18 protein-coding genes and 3 tRNA genes are annotated in these 16,590 nt (G+C 73.0%); 8 read left to right on the plus strand and 13 right to left on the minus strand.

Annotated elements, in window-relative coordinates; translation table 11 throughout:
• The first annotated feature begins 166 nt into the window (after positions 1–166).
• Entirely contained in the window at positions 167–1,744 is a 1,578-nt protein-coding gene (locus tag ACKUU6_RS25720) for an IS1182 family transposase (RefSeq protein WP_407992022.1), read from the plus strand.
• Positions 1,745–1,784: 40 nt separating this feature from the next.
• On the opposite strand, the gene ACKUU6_RS25725 is transcribed toward ACKUU6_RS25720, so the two are convergent.
• The gene (locus ACKUU6_RS25725) at positions 1,785–2,351 is read right to left on the minus strand and encodes an NUDIX domain-containing protein (RefSeq protein ID WP_407990938.1); all 567 of its coding nucleotides are present in this window, start codon (positions 2,349–2,351) and stop codon (positions 1,785–1,787) included.
• Between the two features lie 78 nt (positions 2,352–2,429).
• On the opposite strand from ACKUU6_RS25725, the gene ACKUU6_RS25730 reads away from it, so the two are divergent.
• Together ACKUU6_RS25730 and ACKUU6_RS25735 are read left to right on the plus strand one after the other, a co-directional pair.
• The gene (locus ACKUU6_RS25730; protein ID WP_407990939.1) at positions 2,430–2,654 is read left to right on the plus strand and encodes a helix-turn-helix transcriptional regulator; all 225 of its coding nucleotides are present in this window, start codon (positions 2,430–2,432) and stop codon (positions 2,652–2,654) included.
• A 33-nt stretch (positions 2,655–2,687) separates the two neighbouring features.
• Complete coding sequence (locus tag ACKUU6_RS25735) at positions 2,688–3,503, plus strand: hypothetical protein (protein ID WP_407990940.1); 816 nt, start codon at positions 2,688–2,690, stop codon at positions 3,501–3,503.
• 7 nt (positions 3,504–3,510) lie between these two features.
• On the opposite strand, the gene ACKUU6_RS25740 is transcribed toward ACKUU6_RS25735, so the two are convergent.
• From ACKUU6_RS25740 to ACKUU6_RS25750, 3 genes are all read right to left on the minus strand, one after another.
• On the minus strand, positions 3,511–3,933 hold the full coding sequence (locus ACKUU6_RS25740) for a MarR family winged helix-turn-helix transcriptional regulator (protein ID WP_407990941.1): 423 nt from the start codon (positions 3,931–3,933) through the stop codon (positions 3,511–3,513).
• 5 nt (positions 3,934–3,938) lie between these two features.
• Positions 3,939–4,358 (minus strand): SRPBCC family protein, encoded by a 420-nt coding sequence (locus ACKUU6_RS25745; protein WP_407990942.1) that lies wholly within the window; start codon positions 4,356–4,358, stop codon positions 3,939–3,941.
• Between the two features lie 96 nt (positions 4,359–4,454).
• Positions 4,455–5,411, minus strand: a complete 957-nt coding sequence (locus ACKUU6_RS25750) for a LysR family transcriptional regulator (RefSeq protein WP_407990943.1) — start codon at positions 5,409–5,411, stop codon at positions 4,455–4,457.
• 210 nt (positions 5,412–5,621) lie between these two features.
• Between ACKUU6_RS25750 and snpA the strand changes: the two genes are divergently transcribed.
• Entirely contained in the window at positions 5,622–6,254 is a 633-nt protein-coding gene (gene snpA, locus ACKUU6_RS25755; RefSeq protein ID WP_407990944.1) for a snapalysin, read from the plus strand.
• Positions 6,255–6,318: 64 nt separating this feature from the next.
• On the opposite strand, the gene ACKUU6_RS25760 is transcribed toward snpA, so the two are convergent.
• Complete coding sequence (locus tag ACKUU6_RS25760) at positions 6,319–8,676, minus strand: SpoIIE family protein phosphatase (protein WP_407990945.1); 2,358 nt, start codon at positions 8,674–8,676, stop codon at positions 6,319–6,321.
• Positions 8,677–8,734: 58 nt separating this feature from the next.
• A complete protein-coding gene (locus ACKUU6_RS25765; RefSeq protein ID WP_407990946.1) occupies positions 8,735–9,562 on the minus strand; it encodes an SDR family oxidoreductase in 828 nt (275 codons plus the stop codon).
• 307 nt (positions 9,563–9,869) lie between these two features.
• Here ACKUU6_RS25765 and ACKUU6_RS25770 point away from each other — a divergent pair, with 307 nt between their 5' ends.
• Complete coding sequence (locus tag ACKUU6_RS25770) at positions 9,870–10,520, plus strand: LysE family translocator (RefSeq protein ID WP_407990947.1); 651 nt, start codon at positions 9,870–9,872, stop codon at positions 10,518–10,520.
• A gap of 38 nt (positions 10,521–10,558) precedes the next feature.
• On the plus strand, positions 10,559–11,830 hold the full coding sequence (locus ACKUU6_RS25775; RefSeq protein WP_407990948.1) for a hypothetical protein: 1,272 nt from the start codon (positions 10,559–10,561) through the stop codon (positions 11,828–11,830).
• A gap of 7 nt (positions 11,831–11,837) precedes the next feature.
• Here the strand turns inward: ACKUU6_RS25775 and ACKUU6_RS25780 are convergent, their stop codons facing one another.
• The 4 genes from ACKUU6_RS25780 to ACKUU6_RS25795 all read right to left on the minus strand — a co-directional run bounded on the left by ACKUU6_RS25780 (position 11,838) and on the right by ACKUU6_RS25795 (position 12,307).
• Complete coding sequence (locus ACKUU6_RS25780) at positions 11,838–12,023, minus strand: hypothetical protein (RefSeq protein WP_407992304.1); 186 nt, start codon at positions 12,021–12,023, stop codon at positions 11,838–11,840.
• 20 nt (positions 12,024–12,043) lie between these two features.
• Positions 12,044–12,114 (minus strand) — tRNA-Gly (locus ACKUU6_RS25785).
• 4 nt (positions 12,115–12,118) lie between these two features.
• Positions 12,119–12,193, minus strand: a tRNA-Ala gene (locus ACKUU6_RS25790).
• 39 nt (positions 12,194–12,232) lie between these two features.
• Positions 12,233–12,307 (minus strand) — tRNA-Trp (locus tag ACKUU6_RS25795).
• Between the two features lie 37 nt (positions 12,308–12,344).
• On the opposite strand from ACKUU6_RS25795, the gene ACKUU6_RS25800 reads away from it, so the two are divergent.
• A complete protein-coding gene (locus ACKUU6_RS25800; protein ID WP_407990949.1) occupies positions 12,345–13,022 on the plus strand; it encodes an HAD family hydrolase in 678 nt (225 codons plus the stop codon).
• A gap of 67 nt (positions 13,023–13,089) precedes the next feature.
• The gene (locus ACKUU6_RS25805) at positions 13,090–14,046 is read left to right on the plus strand and encodes an aldo/keto reductase (protein ID WP_407990950.1); all 957 of its coding nucleotides are present in this window, start codon (positions 13,090–13,092) and stop codon (positions 14,044–14,046) included.
• 23 nt (positions 14,047–14,069) lie between these two features.
• On the opposite strand, the gene ACKUU6_RS25810 is transcribed toward ACKUU6_RS25805, so the two are convergent.
• The 3 genes from ACKUU6_RS25810 to ACKUU6_RS25820 form a co-directional block, all read right to left on the minus strand.
• Positions 14,070–15,044, minus strand: coding sequence for an aldo/keto reductase (locus ACKUU6_RS25810; RefSeq protein ID WP_407990951.1), 975 nt, complete (start codon positions 15,042–15,044; stop codon positions 14,070–14,072).
• 127 nt (positions 15,045–15,171) lie between these two features.
• Positions 15,172–15,771: a GNAT family N-acetyltransferase gene (locus tag ACKUU6_RS25815; protein ID WP_407990952.1), complete on the minus strand. Its 600-nt coding sequence runs from the start codon at positions 15,769–15,771 to the stop codon at positions 15,172–15,174.
• A gap of 84 nt (positions 15,772–15,855) precedes the next feature.
• Positions 15,856–16,530, minus strand: a complete 675-nt coding sequence (locus ACKUU6_RS25820) for a nitroreductase family protein (RefSeq protein ID WP_407990953.1) — start codon at positions 16,528–16,530, stop codon at positions 15,856–15,858.
• Positions 16,531–16,590 lie beyond the last annotated feature (60 nt).

A 16,590-nucleotide genomic window follows, 5' to 3' on the forward strand; every position in this document is an offset into this window, starting at 1 on the left:
GGCGTTTCGGCCGTGCGTCCAGCCGGGCTGTGACATCAGCCGCCGGCGCGGCGGGTCCGGCGTCGCACGCCCGGCAAGATCGCCCGGACAGGGCCTAGAAGACTGATGAAGATGTTGGGTTCTGGCCCCGTCGTGTGAGTGGTGGGGCCAGACTCGTTTTGTGGCGATGGGGGAATGGGCCGGGGAGACGGTCGGGCCGGACGTGTGGGAGACCTGCCGGGAGTTGATCCCCGTAGGGAGTGTGTTCGCGTTCCTGGCCGAGCACCGGGCCCGGCTGTTCCCGGCCGGGATGTTCGCGGACATGTACCCGTCGGCGAACGGCCGCCCGAGCATGCCGCCGCAGATCCTGGCCGCGGCGATCACGCTGCAGGCCCTGCACGGCCTGTCGGACTTCGAGACCGTGCAGGAACTGCGGTGCGACCTGCGGTGGAAGGCCGCCTGCGGGCTGGGCCTGCACGACACCGCGTTCGACTCGTCGCTGCTGGCCTACTTCCGCCGGCGGCTGGCCCGCTCGGCTCGGCCGGACCGGGTCTTCGAGGCGGTGCGGGAGGTCGTGAAGGCGACCGGTGTGCTGAAGGGCCGCCACCGAAGGGCGCTGGATTCCACCGTGCTGGACGACGCGGTCGCCACCCAGGACACCGTCACCCAGATCATCTCCGCCGTCCGCGCGGTGATCCGCGAGGTCCCCGGCGCCGATGCGGTCGCCGCGGTTCACTGCACCGCGCACGACTACCGCGATCCGGGCAAGCCCCGCGTCGCCTGGAACGATCAGCAGGCCCGGGCGGACCTGGTCGATGCGCTGGTCGGCGACGCACTCAGGTTGCTGGGCCACATGCCCGACCAGCAGCTCGGCGAGAAGGCCGCGAACGCGGTCGGTCTGCTGGCCCTGGTCGCCGGACAGGACGTCGAACCCGCCGACGACTCCGACGGCCGCGACGGCCGCTGGCGCATCTCCCAAGGGACCGCCCCGGACCGGATCGTCTCCACCGTCGACCCCGACACCCGGCACGTCCACAAGACCCGCAGCCACTACCAGGACGGATACAAGGCCCACCTCGCCGTCGAGCCCGAAACCGGCCTGTTCACCGCGGTCGCCCTCACCCCCGGGAGCGGCAGTGAGCACCACGAGGCCACCGTCGCCGTCGATCTGCTCGCCGACGAGAACGAGCCCGTGGACGCTTTCGGTGACACCGCCTACTCCACCGGCCCCACCCGCCAGGCGTTGCAGCAGGCCGGGCACCGGCTGTTCCTCAAGCCCGCCCCGCTGAGGACCGCCGTCCCGGGCGGGTTCAGCCTCGACGACTTCGCCATCGACACCACCGGCGGCACGGTGACCTGCCCGGCCGCCCACACCGTCCCCCTGGCCGAGCCGTCCGGGCAGAAGTCGCAGCGGAAGGCACAGTTCACCGATCAGTGCATCGGCTGCCCACTGCGTGAACGGTGCAGCACCGCCAAGGCCGGGCGGATCGTCACCATCCGCCCGCACCACGACCTGCTCGCAGCCGCCCGCCACCGCGCTGCCACCGACCCCGACTGGCAGGCCGCCTACCGCCGCTGGCGGCCACCCGTCGAACGCGCCGTCGCCTGGCTCGTCGCCCACGGCAACCGACGACTCCGACACACCGGCACGATCAAGAACCAGTCCTGGCTCCACACCCGTGCCGCCGCACTCAACCTGCGAACCCTCATCAACCTCGGGCTCACCCACAACGGCACGACCTGGCAAATCCAGGCCACCGCCTGACGGAGGCAGCCCGGATCACACCAAGATCTTCATCAGTCTTCTAGCGCCCCCTGCGGGACTCGACGGCCAGCGCGACCAGCTCGCGCCACCAGGTCTCACGGTGGCGGGTGAGCAGGCGCTGCGCCTCGGCCGGGTCCATCGCGCGGACCTCGACCACCTGTTCGCCGTCCTCCGGGTTGCCCGGCTCGGAGTCCACGGTGACCTCGGCCCAGCCCCAGAGCCAGGCCTTCTCGGGGTGCGGCTGCCAGGGGCGGTAAGGCACCGGATGGTCCGTCACGCAGCGGTGGGCGCCGAGCCAGACCGGCTCGCCGAGCAGCCGGGCGCCGGCCTCCTCGCGGAGTTCGCGGGCCAGGCAGCTCTCGATGCTCTCGGCCGCCTCCCGGGTGCCGCCGGGCAGGAACCAGTGCCCCCGGGCGTCCCGGCAGAGCACGACCTGATCGCCGGAGAAGCCCACCAGGTGGATGTTGGTGATGAGTTCGTCGGGCGGCAGCACCGCCGAGAACTGTGCGTCGATACCGCCCCAGGCCCAGCGCTGGGGCGCGTGCAACTGCGGGAACCGGGCCGCCAGGTCCGCGAGTTCCCTTGCTCTGTCCGAGGTGTCCGTCATTCAGAGATGGTAGTCCCGGTGGGGTGGGGCGTGTAAAGGACCCTTGACGCGCCGTCATGGCCACCCTACCTTTCTGGGGTGCGCAACAGCCTGCGCGAACTGCGCTCCCAACGTGGCCTTTCCCAGGCGGAGTTGGCGACCCTCCTGGGGGTCTCCCGGCAGACGGTGAACGCGATCGAGACCGGCCGCTACAACCCGGCGCTCCCACTGGCGATCGGCATCGCCAGGTTCTTCCGGCGCCCGGTCGAGGATATCTTCCAGCCGGACGACCCGGCGCCCCGCCCGTCGGCCCGCCCCACGTAGGGTGGGCGGCACCCGCCGAACGGAGCACCGCCGATGTCCCGGATCCTGTACGTCACCGATCTGGCCTACCAGGCCAGGGGCCGCCGCTACTGCGACGAGGACATCGCCCTGTCGGCCGCACTGCGCGGCACCTTCGAGCTCGCGCTCTGCCACCCGTTGGACGCGGCGGCCCTGATGGAGGGCTTCGACCTGACGGTGGTCCGCAACAGCGGCCCGGTGCTGCACTACCAGGAGCAGTACGACGCGTTCCGGGTCCACGCGCTGGCCGCCGGCGCCCGGGTGTTCAACCCGCTGCACGGCCGGGGCGACATGGCGGGCAAGCAGTACCTGCTCGACCTGACCGCCGCCGGCCAGCCGGTGATCCCGACCGTGGCGGACCGGGCCGATCTGGGCCGGCTGCCCGAGGTCGCCGAGTACGTCACCAAGCCGAAGCTCGGCGCCGACTCGATCGGCCTCGCCGTGCTCCCGGCCGCCGGCCTGGCGGAGCTGGAGCTCGACGGCTCCACGCTGCTCCAGCCCCGGATCGACTTCCGGTACGAGGTGTCCTTCTACTTCGTCGGCCGGGCGTTCCAGTACGCGCTGTACGCCCCGGACCCTGCGGTCCGCTGGCAGTTGGAGCCGTACCGGCCGAGCGCCGCCGACCTGGCGTTCGCCCAGACCTTCGTGGACTGGAACTCGCTGGACCACGGCGTGCAGCGGGTGGACGCCTGTCGGACGGCCGAAGGCGGCCTGCTGCTGGTCGAGTTGGAGGACCTCAACCCGTACCTCTCGCTCGACCTGGTGGACGGGCCCACTCGGGCCGCCTTCGTGGCCGCGATGGCCGCCTCGATGGCCGACCTGCTGGGCTGAGGCCGGCTCAGTCCTCGGGGTGGGCGAGCCGGCCGAGCAGCTCGACCACCGTGGCACGGGGCACCGGGCTGAAGAACTCGGTGTCCACCTGCTCGACGGCGCCGATCGCCCGGGGAGCCAGTTCGGCCCCCGCCGCGGTCACCCGCAGCCGCCGGGCCCGGCTGTCGGCCGGGTCCACCTCGCGCTCGACCAGCCCCTTGGCCTCCAGGGTCCGGAGCACCTGCGAGGTCATCTTCACGTCGGTGCCCGCCTGCCTGGCCAGCGCCTGCTGACTCGGGTGCTCACCCTGGCCGTTCAGCCACCAGGTGCAGGCGAGCAGTACGAACTGGACGTGCGTCAGATCGAGCGGCGCCAGCGCCGTGGCGATGCCGCGCTGCCAGCGCAGGGTGGCGTGCCAGAGCAGGAACCCGGGGCTCTCGCCCGGCTGCACGGCGGTCAGCCCCGGGCCGCGTGCGCGACCAGTGCGGCCATCGTCTCGGGCCAGTCGGCCGTGATGCCGGGGCCGATCTCCGGGCCGACCTGGTCGGCGCCCTCACCGGTGATCTCCATCCGGTAGACCACCTCGGTGCGCCCGTCGCCGAGCGGCACGAGCCGGTGCGTGGTGCGCAGCACCAGTCCGCCGAACCTGGCCTCGTCGGTGAAGTGCTCCCCCTCGCCGAGCTCGACGACGGTCAGCTCGATCGGGTCCTCCCCGGGCGGGGTCATGGCGATCGAGGCACCCACCGCGAACGGGCCCCGGAAGTCGATCTTCTCGATCTCGGCGTTCCACTCGCCCCAGCCGTCCACGTCGGCCCAGAGCCGCCAGATCGCCTCGGGTGCGGCGACGGTCTCGATGGTGTGCTGGTATGTCCACATGGTGGCCTCCGCGGCTTGATTGTCTACGCAAAGACTATCTGCGCGAAGACTATACGTCCAGAGGGCGCCCCGGCTGTTCGCCCAGGGGGCGTCCCGTCAGTGCGCCAGCAGGCGGGGGAGGGAGCTGTTGTTGCTGAGCAGCCAGGCCAGGTAGGGCGGATTGGTCCCGGCCAGGTCCAGGTAGGCGGCCCTCAGGTCGGCGTACAGGCCGTCGAAGGCGGGAGCGCTGAGCGCGCGCGGTCGCCAGACCAGCAGCAGCCGGACGCTGAACGGGTTGCCGTGCAGCGGGCGGATGACCGTGCCGGGGCCGGGTCGCGAGGTCGGCTGGCAGGGGCGGACCGCCTCGCCGGAGGCGACCAGTTCGGCGGCGGTGGCGTTGTCCCTGACCTGGACCACGCGCGGGGTGAGTCCGGCCTCGGAGAGCACTCGGCGCAGCGCCGCGTACTCGTGGTCGGCGGTCGGGTCGACCATCCACGCGTCGGCGGCCAGGTCCTCCAGCCGGACCACCGGCGAGCCGGCCGCCGGATGGCTCAGGGCGAGGGCGACGAACTGCGGCTCGCGGGCGATCAGCACCCGGTGCTCGGCGTCGGCGGGCAGCCGGAGCGGGAAGCCCTCGCTCTCGTGCACCAGGGCGATGTCCAGTTGGTCGGCGGCGACCAGGTGCAGCAGGGCGTTGGCGGAGATGTCGATCCGGATGGTGGTCCTGGTGTCCGGCAACCGGGCGTGCACCCGGCGCAGCCAACTGGCCACCGCGCGGCTGCCGACGCTGCCGATCCGCAGCGTCGTCTGCTCGGTGTCCCCGGCCTCCAGGCGGGCGGTGCTGACCAGCTCGGCCATGTCGGCGATGATGGTCCTGGCCCGGGAGAGTACGGTGTGGCCGAGCGGCGTGAGCTGACTACCGGTCCGTTCGCGGGTGAAGAGTCGTCCGCCCAGGGCCCGTTCGATGCGGTGCAGTTGGGTGCTGACGGAGGGTTGGCTCGTGCCGAGCTCCCGGGCGGCCTTCCGGACACTGCCGGTGTCGGCGACCGCACACAGCACACGAAGGTGTCGCACTTCGAGCTCCACATCGGGAGCATACGGCCGACCCGGGCATTCACGCCAGGGACATGTCAGATTTGCCGGGGTATAGGACGGCGCTATCTCCGGCTGGCATCATCCGCAGGCCGGTCGCGGTAGCCGAAGCTCAGTGGCACGACAGTCGTCCCCCACTCCCAAAGCACCTGCCCCACAGGGGCTTTGGAAGCAATGAACTGGAGTCCCCAGATGAAGCGCTCGATGCTCTCCGCCGCGGTGGCCGTCACCCTGGGCCTGTCCGCTGGTCTGCTGGCCGCGCCCGTCGCGAGTGCCGCCCCCCAGCCGCAGGCGGTCGCCCAGTACGCCGGATCGGCCGCCGAGCAGGCCGACGTCAAGGCGTTCCACGAGGCCGTGATGAAGTCCGCGCTGGCCAAGCAGGCGGCCAACCCGTACCTGCTCGCGGTGGCCGTCACCTACGACGCCAGCAGCGCACCGACGTTCCGCACCCAGATCGCCAACGCCGCCCAGATCTGGAACAGTTCGGTGCGCAACGTGCAGCTCAGGTCGGGCACCAACGCGGACTTCCGCTACTACGAGGGTAACGACTCGCGCGGCTCCTACGCCAGCACCGACGGCCACGGCAGCGGCTACATATTCCTCGACTACCGGCAGAACCAGCAGTACAACTCGACCCGGGTGACCGCCCACGAGACCGGCCACGTGCTCGGTCTGCCGGACCACTACTCGGGCCCGTGCAGCGAGCTGATGTCGGGCGGCGGACCCGGCACCTCCTGCACCAACCCCTACCCGAACAGCACGGAGCGGAACCGGGTCAACAACCTCTGGGCGAACGGCCTGGCCGCGGCCGTGGCCGCCCACTGACCTGACGCACCGACAGCGGCCCGACCCCGTACCGTCGGGGGGCGGGCCGCTGTCGCGCGTGGTGTCAGCCGGTCGTCCGGCGGGCGAGCAGCAGGGCGACGTCGTCGGCGCGGTGGGAGGAGCGCCGGGCGTCCCGCAGCAAGTGGTCTGCCAGCGCGCCGAGTTCGTGGCCGGGGCTGTGTGCCAGGTCGGTGCGCAGCTGGTCGAGGCCCTCATCGAGCGGGATGCCCGGCCGTTCGATCAGCCCGTCGGTGAACAGGGCCAGGATGGCACCGACGGGCATCCGCACTTCGGTGGTGGGGTACCTGACGTCCGGGTCGATGCCGAGCAGCGGGCCGCCCTCCAGGTCCAGTGGCTCGGTGTGGCCGTCGGCCTGGCGCAGCAGCGGCGGCACGTGTCCGGCCCGGACGGCGAGCGCCCGGCCGGTGGCCGGGTCGAGCCGGAGCAGGCAGCAGCTGGCCAGCAGCCCGGGGTCCAGGTCGATCAGCAGCTGTCCTGTCCGGGTCAGCACCACGTCCGGCTGGCTGCCGCTTATGACGAAAGCCCTTACTGCACTGCGGAGTTGGCCCATGGTGGCGGCGGCGCCGACGTTGTGCCCCTCGACGTCCCCGATCACCAGGCAGACCCCGGTCGGGGTGCTGATCGCGTCGTACCAGTCGCCGCCGATCTCCATGCCCCGGGTGCCCGGCAGGTAGCGGGCGGTCACCTCGAGTCCGGTAACCTCCGGCAGCCGGTGCGGCAGCAGGGCCTGCTGGAGACCCCGGGCGAGCGTGAACTCGGCGTCGTACAGCCGGGCCCGTTCCAGCGCCTGGGCGATCAGGCCGCCGAGCGCGGTGAGCACGGAGCGCTCCTCGCTGGTGAAGCGCCGGGGCCGGTCGAAGCCCAGGATGCAGCTGCCGACCGGCAGTCCGGAGGCGACCAGGGGCAGGAAGGCCCAGGCCCGCATCTCGTCCTGGGCGATGCCGGGGTAGGCGGCGAGCAGTTCGTCCGGCGACTCGAAGAACGCTGGCGCCCCGGTGCTGAACACCTCCGCGCCGGGCACTCTGGCGCGGACCGGGGTGCCCTCGAAGGGAGCGAGGAAGCCGTCCGGGTAGCCCGTCTGCGCGACCAGGTGCATCCGGCCCGCGCGGGCCAGGTAGAGCGCCATCTCCTGGCCGTCGAAGCCTGGCAGGATCTGGTCGATCACGCAGTCGCAGACCTCCTTGACGGTCACCGCCTCGGTCAGCGCGCTGGCCAGCTGGAGCAGGTGGTAGGTGGCCCCGAGGGTGGCGGGTGCGGCGGGCGGCGCCTCCGGCAGCGCCGTCCGGTGCGCGCCCGGCGGCCCGGCCGGGACGATCCGTACGGTCAGGCCGTGCGCGTCGGGGTAGAGCGAGAAGGCCAGCCAGTGCTCGGGCGGGCGGCAGGCCAGGAACGCGGTCGGCTGCTGGGCCAGCATCGCGGAACGGTATCTGTCCTCGTACGCGGGTTCGGCCAACCATGGTAGTACGGACCAGGGGTGATGCCCTGTCAGCTGCTCCCGGCTGAACTCGAGGAGCAGCTCGGCGGCGTGGTTGAGATAGCTGATCCGCCCGTCCGGGTCCAGCGCCACCACACCGTCACGCAGCCGCTCGACGGCGGCCACGGCGGCGGTCGCCGCGTCGGCGTCGAGGGCGACCAGGCTGACCGTGCCGGGGCGACCGGGGCGGCCGTACAGTTCGAGCTCGCGTCGGCCGTCCCGCAGCCGGACCCGGAGGGTGAACGGCGCATCGGCGCTCAGCGCGGCGTGCAGCGGCTCGACGTCCGCCGCGTCCAGGTGCTCGGTCAGCTGTTCGGCCCGTCCGCCGAACTCCTCCGGGGTCAGGCCCAGCACGGCGAGCAGCGCGGGATCAGCGGTGATCCAGCCGTCGGCGAGCCGCCAGTCCAGGCCCCCCGCCCGGGGCGCGGCGCCGCCGATGGCGGGCAGCGGCAGCACCAGCGGGCTGCGCGGCGCGACCGGCACCCGGTTGCCCAGGGCGGCGGCGAGCCGGTTGGCGGTGGTGCGCAGCTGCCGCTTGGCGGCCGGCGGCGGTACGGCGGAGCCGGGCCAGAGCACGGTGAGGACGCCGAGCGGTTCGGTGTCGGTGGTGACCGGCGTGCAGGCGAAGGCGTGGACGTACGGCAGCCCGACGGCCAGCCGGGGGAAGCGCCGCATGGTGTCGTCGGCGTCGGCCACCTGCACCGTCCGGCCGGTCCGGAAGGCCTCCGAGACCGGCAGCGGAGCCGCCACCGGAATGTTCCGGAAGGCGCTCAGCAGGTGCGGCGGCACGCCCGCCACGGTGCTCAGCACCAGCGAGCGGCCGTCGGCCGAGCGCAGGTAGAGCACGCCTCCGTAGGCCGAGGTGGTGCGGACCGCACGCAGCAGCGCCTCGGCGAGCAGGGCCTCGACGGGCTCTTTCCGGCGCATGTTCCTCTCTGTACGCTGCGCCACCGGGAGTGTCAACCGCAGGGCCCCCGCCTGCGGGTCAGTCGAGGAGTCCGGTGAAGGCCCTGGCGGCGGCCAGCTCGTCCCTGGCGGCCTGCTCCACCTGGTCCAGGTAGCCGTAGGCGTCCGGGCCGACCGGCACCCGCAGCGGGGTGTCCTGTTCGGCCGCCACCAGCCGCCGGACCACGTCGGCGAAGTACTCGGGCCGGTTGAGCGCCGGGGCGTCCTCCATCTGCCGCATCGCCTCGCGCATCGGTGCGAGCTGCTCGGCGTAGGCCGGGATCCGCCGGCCGGTCTCCGCCAGCGAGGCGCCGTAGCGGGTCGCGAAGCCACCGGGCTCGACCACCGAGACCCGGACGCCGAGCGGGCCCACCTCGGCGGCCAGCGCCTGGCTCATGCCCTCCAGGGCGTACTTGCCGGTGACGTACGCGCCCAAGCCGGGGAACGCCATCCGGCCGGCCAGCGAGGAGACGTTCACGACGTGCCCCGACCCCTGGGCCCGGAACAGTGGCAGCACGGCCCGGACCAGCCGCCAGGGGCCGACCACCAGGGTCTCCAGCTGGTCGCGCAGCTCTCCGTCGGCGACCTCCTCGACCGCGCCGAACAGACCGCTGCCGGCGTTGTTGACCAGGACGTCGAGGCCGCCGAACCGGTCGGCGGCCAGCGCCACGGCCTCGTCCACCTGGGCCTGGTCGCGGATGTCGAGCGCGGCGGTCAACACCTGGCCGGGGTGGCGGCGGGCCAGCTCCGCCAGCGCGGCGGGCTTGCGGGCGGTGGCCAGGACGGTGTCGCCCGCCGCGGCCACGGCCTCCGCCAGGGCAAGCCCGAGGCCCGAGGAGCAGCCGGTGATCAGCCAACGACGTGTCATGTGGTTCCCCCGCAGTCCGTTTCGATCGGCCCACGGTCCCAGAAACCGGGACCGTCCGCCGCACCGTGGGCGGGGGCGGTCGGAGGTGTCCGGGGGCGTGGAGGCGGGGCCGCGATGCGCCCCCGGTGCGAACGGTCCGGTCGGGCTCGGCGTACGGTGCGGCGGCTTGGCGAGGTGTCGCGCACCACGGCGGGGACGTCGCCGTACGGGGCCGGGGCGGCCGAGAAATTGGGGCGAACCGGAGCGGGTCCGGCTGCCATCATGACCGCTTCGGCAGCGGAGTGGTGCGGCGGGTGAGGAGACGGACATGGTCAGCGGTGGAGCGGTGGCGGGGATCGCGTTGGTGTCGTTCGGGATGGCGCTCGCGCCAGGGCCGAACCTGATCTACCTGGTCTCCCGGTCGGTGATCCAGGGCCGCCGGGCCGGGCTGGTCTCGCTGGCCGGGGTTGGCGTCGGCTTCGCGGTCTACCTGCTCGCCGCCACGGCCGGGATCGCCACCGTCTTCGCGCTGGTGCCCGAGGTCTACCGGGCCCTCAAACTGGCCGGGGCCTGCTACCTGCTGTGGCTGGCCTGGCAGATGGTCCGGCCGGGTGGCGAATCCGTCTTCGCTCCCAGGGCGTTGGCGCCCGACCGGCCGCGAAAGCTGTTCCTGATGGGCCTGGTGACCTGCCTGCTCAACCCCAAGATCGCCATTCTGTACATCTCGCTGCTGCCGCAGTTCGTCTCGCCCGAGCGTGGCCAAGTCGCCCTGCAGAGCCTGCTGCTGGGGCTCACCCAGATCACCGTCTGCCTGCTCTCCGACGGCGCCTTCGTGCTGATGGCCGGTTCCGTCGCTGCCTTCCTGGCCCGCCGTCCGACCTGGCAGCGCATGCACCGCTACGCGATGGGCACGCTGCTGGCCGGCTTCGCCCTGCGGCTCGCCGTCGACCGCTCGAAGGCGGTGCTGGCCGCGCCGTGACCGGCTGACATGATGGCGGCCGGACGTTGGAGGGGATCATGGAGGAGCCGACCGTCCGCGGGATGCGCTACCTGCTGGAACTCGCGCCGGAGGCCGCCCAGCGCATCTGTCGGCGGCTGAGGATCGACCCGGAGGGCCCGGTGGGGCCGACGCTGGACAACCCGCACCTGGTCGCCCACACCGTCCGGACGATGCCCTGGATCCGGCTGTGGGTGCTGCGTCAGGACCACCCCGAGATGAACCGGCTGCTCTGCCGTCATGGTCTGCTCTCCGCAGGCGCGACCGAGGACCTGCACGAGGGGCTGCTGTTCGGCCCCGGGCGGTCCGAGCCGGGCCCGACCCAACCATCAGGATCACCCAGGGCGGGCGAACTGATCGACCGGCTGCGGCAGGCCACCGGCAGCGGGTCCCTCGCCGGGGCCCGGGCCGCCGCGGGTTCGCTGCGGCGCGCCGACTGGCCGCTGGTGGCGGCCGCCCACCAGGAACGGCCCTTCCCCGGCTACGCCTGCTGGGCTCTGGCCGAACAGGTCGACTGCCCGGCCGAGTTGCGGACCGCGTTCGGTACGCACCGCAAGTTCGAGCACCGGCTGCGGCAGGCCGGGCTGACCGGTGGCCCGGCCGACTGCCTGGACCTGGCTCCGGCAGGGGAGGCGCTAGGCGTGCTCGGCCTCGGTCGGGTGGCGTTTCCGGCGCTGTCGGCCGAGGTGGAGGACGTGCTGCGCCCGCTGCTGGAGCGTGAGGTGGGCGCGGACGAGGACGCCTGGGCGATGCTGGCCCACCTGCTCCCCACCTTCGCCGGGACGCTGCCGGAGCTGATCCGCACCACCGCCGCGATCGTGCGCCCGGCACCCGAACTCGCGCCGAAGCACTGGCCGGTGACCGAGCGGGAGGCCGAGCCGGTCGTGGTACCGCCGCAACCTGTGGCGCCCGCTCCGGCCGAGCCGAGCTTCTGGCAGGGGCTGGCCAGCCTGTTCCGGTGGAGCGCCGAAACACCGGTGGCCGCTCCTCGGACGACCGTCAGGCCACCTGCTGCGCACCGGCCGATGACCAAGCTCCGGCTGATCGCCGCCGACCCGAAGGGCTGGGAGGGCCGGGTGCGCCGCGCGGTTCAGCTCCCCGGCAGCCGGGACGCCTTCGTGGTCCACTGGACCATCTCCGCCGCCGAGCTGCCGCAGCTGCGGCGGTACCGAAGGGTGGTGCGACGGATGGTCTCCCTGCTGCCGCCCGAGCTTCGGGCGACCTACCTGGTCGGGGCCTCGGTGGAGCAACAGCGCTTCTGGATCGCGCTGTTCGCCGAGCTGCCGCGCTGACGGCCGCTCACCACGCGGCCTCGCGGTAGTCCTTCAGGAACACTCCGGAGACCGGTGAACCGGCTTCGCCCCGGACGATCGGGTCGTAGACCCGGGCCGCGCCGTCCACGATGTCGAAGCGCAGCCGACGCAGGCGGCCGAGCGTCTGCTCGAACGCGGCCAGCTCCTGCTCCGTCAACTCGCCTTGTGGCACGGCCTTCTCCCGTTTCCCGGTGGTCCCGGCCGGATTCGAACCGGCGTGTCCGTCCTGGTGAGACGGGGCGCCTGCCGCTGCGCTACGGGACTCATCGCCAAGGGGCCGGATTCGAACCGGCGTGACCACCATGCCATGGTGGCGCGCCTGCCTCTGCGCTACGCCCCGGCGACTGGCGGCGATCCTACCCGGGCAGGGGTCGGAAGGGCTGCCCGGGGGCCGGGTTCGAACCGGCGTCAGTCGGCCGTGGAGACCAGGCGCCCGCCTCAGCGCTACGCCCTGGCAGTGGGGCCGGGCGTAGACGGGTCCTATGCTGCCCGGATGATCAAGCCGATAGAACTCGTCATCTTCGACTGCGACGGCGTGCTGGTGGACACCGAGCGGATCGCCCTCCGGCTGCAGGTCGCGCTGGGCGCCGAACTCGGGTGGCCGCTCACCGAGGAGGAGGTGATCGACCGGTTCATCGGCCGGTCCAGCGTCTCGATCAAGGAGCAGATCGCCGAGCGGCTCGGCACCGCGACCGCCGACCTGTGGTGGGACCAGCTGATGGAGCGTCACCAGGTGGAGGTCGACGCCGGGGTCACCGCCGTGGACGGCCTGCCCGAGGCGCTCGACGCGATCACCCTGCCGACGTGCGTCGCCTCCAGCGGCTCGCACGAGAAGATGCGCCACACGCTCGGCCGGACCGGCCTCTACGAGCGCTTCGCGGGCCGCATCAACAGCGCGTACGAGGTCGCCCGCGGCAAGCCCGCCCCTGACCTGTTCCTGCTCGCCGCCGAGCGGATGGGCGTCGACCCGGCCGCCTGCGCCGTGGTGGAGGACAGCCGCCCCGGTGTCCAGGCCGCCCGCGCTGCCGGGATGCGAGCGTTCGGCTACGCGGGCGGCCTGACCAGGGCCGAACTGCTCGAAGGCCCCGGCACCGTGGTCTTCCACGACATGCGCGCCCTGCCCGGCCTCCTCGCGGAGCACCAGGTGCAGCGCCCGGCAGGTCGGGCTTGACCTTGAGTGCACTCCAAGGGGCAGGGTGGTTTCCGCGAACGGTACGGAGACTGAAGGAGTGACAGCTATGCGGACCACCAAGCTCGGGGTCGACGGTCCCGAGGTCGGCGTCATCGGCCTCGGCTGCATGGGGATGACCTGGGCCTACGATCCGAACGGCCGGAACGACACGGCTTCGGTCGAGGTGCTGCGTTCGGCGCTCGACCTCGGCGTGACGTTGATCGACACGGCGGACGTCTACGGTCCGTACGACAACGAGGAATTGGTCGGCAAGGGCCTGGTCGGCGAGTACCGCGAGCGGGCGGTGCTGGCCACCAAGGTCGGGCTGGTGGCGGGCGAGGGCCGAGTCAGGGTCAACAACAACGGGCGGCCTGAGCACGTGCGGCGGTCCATCGACGAGAGCCTGCGCCGGCTGGGCACCGACCACGTGGACCTGTACCAGCTGCACCGGGTCGACCCCGAGGTGCCGGTCGAGGAGACCTGGGGCGCGATGGCGGAGGCCGTCGCGGCCGGCAAGGTCCGCCAACTCGGTCTCTCCGAGGTGACGGTGGAGCAGATCGAGCGGGCCAGGGTGGTGTACCCGGTGGCCTCGGTGCAGTCCGAGCTCTCGCTCTGGACCCGGGACGCGCTGGCCGAGGTGGTCCCGTACACCGAGGCGAACGGGATCGCGTTCCTGCCGTACTCGCCGCTCGGCCGGGGCTTCCTGGCCGGACGGTTCGGCTCGGCCGCCGATCTCCCGGCGGACGACTGGCGCTCCACCCAGCCGCGCTTCCAGACGGACGCGCTGGCGGCGAACCAGGCTCTGGTGGACACCGTACGCCGGATCGCCGGGCAGTACGGCGCCACCCCGGCGCAGGTCGCGTTGGCCTGGACGGTCGCGCAGGGGCGGTACGTGGTGCCGATCCCGGGCACCAAGACGCCCAAGTACCTGGCGGACAACGCCGGTGCGGCCGACCTGGTCCTGTCGGCGGCCGACCTGGCGGAACTGGACGCGCTGCCCGCCCCGGTCGGCAGCCGGTACTGAGCGCAGGCCCCGGACCGCTGCGGTCAGGCCCAGGGCAGCGCGGCCCGGGTGCGCCAGTACGCCTCGGCGGGCTCGGCGAGAGGGGCCAGGGCGGCGAGTCGCTCGGGTGAGAGGACCGGGGCGGCGAGGTTGGAGGCCAGCTGTGCGGCGGTGACCGCGCCCGAGAGGACGATGTCCGCCCAGGGCTGGGCGGCGGCAGCCGCCAGGGCGAGGGCGTCGCAGGAGACACCGGCCCCGGCCGCCACGGCGCGCAGTGCGGGAGTGGCCCCCCGGTCGGCCAGGCGGCCGTTGGCCATGCCCTCCTTCACCACCACGAACCAGCCCGCCGCGTGGGCCTCGGCCAGCGCGGGCCCGGCGGACGGCTCCAGCACGTTCCAGGTGGACTGCACGGCGGCGAACAGCGGGCGGCCCGCCACCGTCACGGCCAGCGCGGCCCGGACGGTGTCCGCCTGCGCGGGTCCGCTGGTGGAGAGGCCGATCCGGACGCCCTCCTCGGCCAGGGCCGCCAGCCGGTCGTGCAGGGCGGGATCGGTGAGGGCGGGGCTGTCCGGGGTGACGGAGTGCACCAGGTAGATGTCCAGCCGCGGGCCCAACAGGGCACGGGACTCCTTGACCTGGCGGTCGAACACCGCCACCGAGTGCTCCTTGACCTCGTGCACCGGCACCCCGGAGGTCCGCCAGTCGGCGGTGTAGGTGTAACCCCACTTGCTGCCCACCGTCAGGTCGGTGGCCCCGGGGTGCGCGGCCAGCCACTCGCCGACGAACTCCTCGGCGCGGCCGTACGACCGCGCGGCGTCGAAGTACCGCACCCCGGCCGCGTAGGCGGCGTCCAGCAGGCTGTGCGTCCGCTCCCGCAGGGCGGCCACCGTCCGCTCGGCCGGGAGATCGAGCTCGCGGCCGAGCGTGATGTAGCCGGGCCGCCCGAGCGCGGCCGTACCCAGACCGAAGCGCGTGGGTGACGGGCTGACGGACGGTCCGGCGGCGGGCGCGGTCGGCACGGTGGGAGGTCCCTTCGAAGGCGCGGTACGGGCGGCCGCGGCGGGCCACCCGTACCGCACCCTATGCCACCGACCGCCGCTGACCTGGGCACCGAGAGTCCGGAACCCAGGGCCGTGGGTCGGGCGGTCAGGCGGTGCGGACCCAGATCTGCTTGCGGCCGCTCTCGGCGGGGGCGGTCGGGGTGAAGTCGACCACCCGGTCGAGCCGGTAGCCGATCCGCCGGGGGACGGCGGCGCTCGGCTGGTTGCCCTCGTCGCAGCGGATCTCCACCCGGGTGATGCCGGGCAGCGCGAGGGCGACCTCGGTGAGCCGGGCGGCCGCGGCGGTGGCGATGCCCCGGCGGGTGTGGTCGGCGGAGACCCAGTACCCGATCTCCAGCGCGCCCGGACCGATCCGGCCGTGCAGGCCGAACGCGCCCACCACGCTGCCGGGTTGGTCGTCCCGGCCGACCAGGTACATGAAGTCGGTGCCCTCGTCCCAGGCGGTCACGCCGGCCTGGGCGAGCTCTCTGGAGAGTTCGAGGGTCGGGGCCTCGGCGGCCCACGGCATCCAGGGCTGCAGGTGTGCCAGGTTGGCCACGACCGCCGCGTTCAGCGGATCGGCGTCGGCCAGGCCCCGGCGGCGTAGGGACACCCCGCCGGGCAGCGCGATCAGCTCGGGCGGGCGGCCGGTGGTGACGGGGCCGACCGAGGGGTCGGGGGCGGGCTCGTGGGTGGTCTCGCTCATGAGCGGATTATCCCTCCGGGCGGCGCCCCCGACCAGGGCTTTTCGCGCTGAGCGGTGACTGGTTCCGGATAACCGGACGGTCGGTCAGAGTCGGATCAGCACGTCGTCCAGCGGCTTGCGGTGCAGGTCGGGCACCCGCGCCCCGTCCGCCGGGTAGCCGACCGGGATGACGTACGCGGCCCGCTCCTCGGCCGGCCGGTCGCAGACCTCGTTCAGGAAGCGCATCGGGCTGGGGGTGTGGGTCAGCGTCACCAGACCGGCCTGGTGCAGGCCGGCGAGCAGGAAGCCGACCGCGATGCCCACCGACTCCTTGGTGTAGTACGGCCGGGGTGACGCCGGTCCCTTGTGCACCTCGAACACCACGATCACGGCCGGGGCGTCCTCCAGGAACGGCTTCTGCCAGTCCGTCCCGATCGGCGCCAGCGCCGCGAGCCACTCCTCCGAGGCCCGGTGCGCGTAGAACTCCCGCTCCTCGGCCTCGGCCGCCTCGCGTAGCCGTCGCTTGCGCTCCGGATCGGTGATCACCACGAACCGCCAGGGCTGAACGTGCGCCCCGCTGGGGGCGGTCGAGGCGGTCCGGACGGCCCAGTCGATCACCCCGTCGGGGATCGGGCGGGTCGAGTAGTCGCGGACGGTACGGCGTAGCGCCATCACGTCGTGGAAGGACCTGCTGCGGGTCTCCGCCTCGTGGGCAGGGACCGTCATCGGGCGGAGCGGCACGGTCGGGTGGGTAGCCGCCGGTGCTGTGCTGTCAACCATGGTCCACAGCACAGCATATGACGGCACATCAGCGGAAGGTCTGGACCACAGGGAATCGGT

Source organism: Kitasatospora sp. CMC57, assembly GCF_045866025.2.
Taxonomy (GTDB): domain Bacteria; phylum Actinomycetota; class Actinomycetes; order Streptomycetales; family Streptomycetaceae; genus Kitasatospora.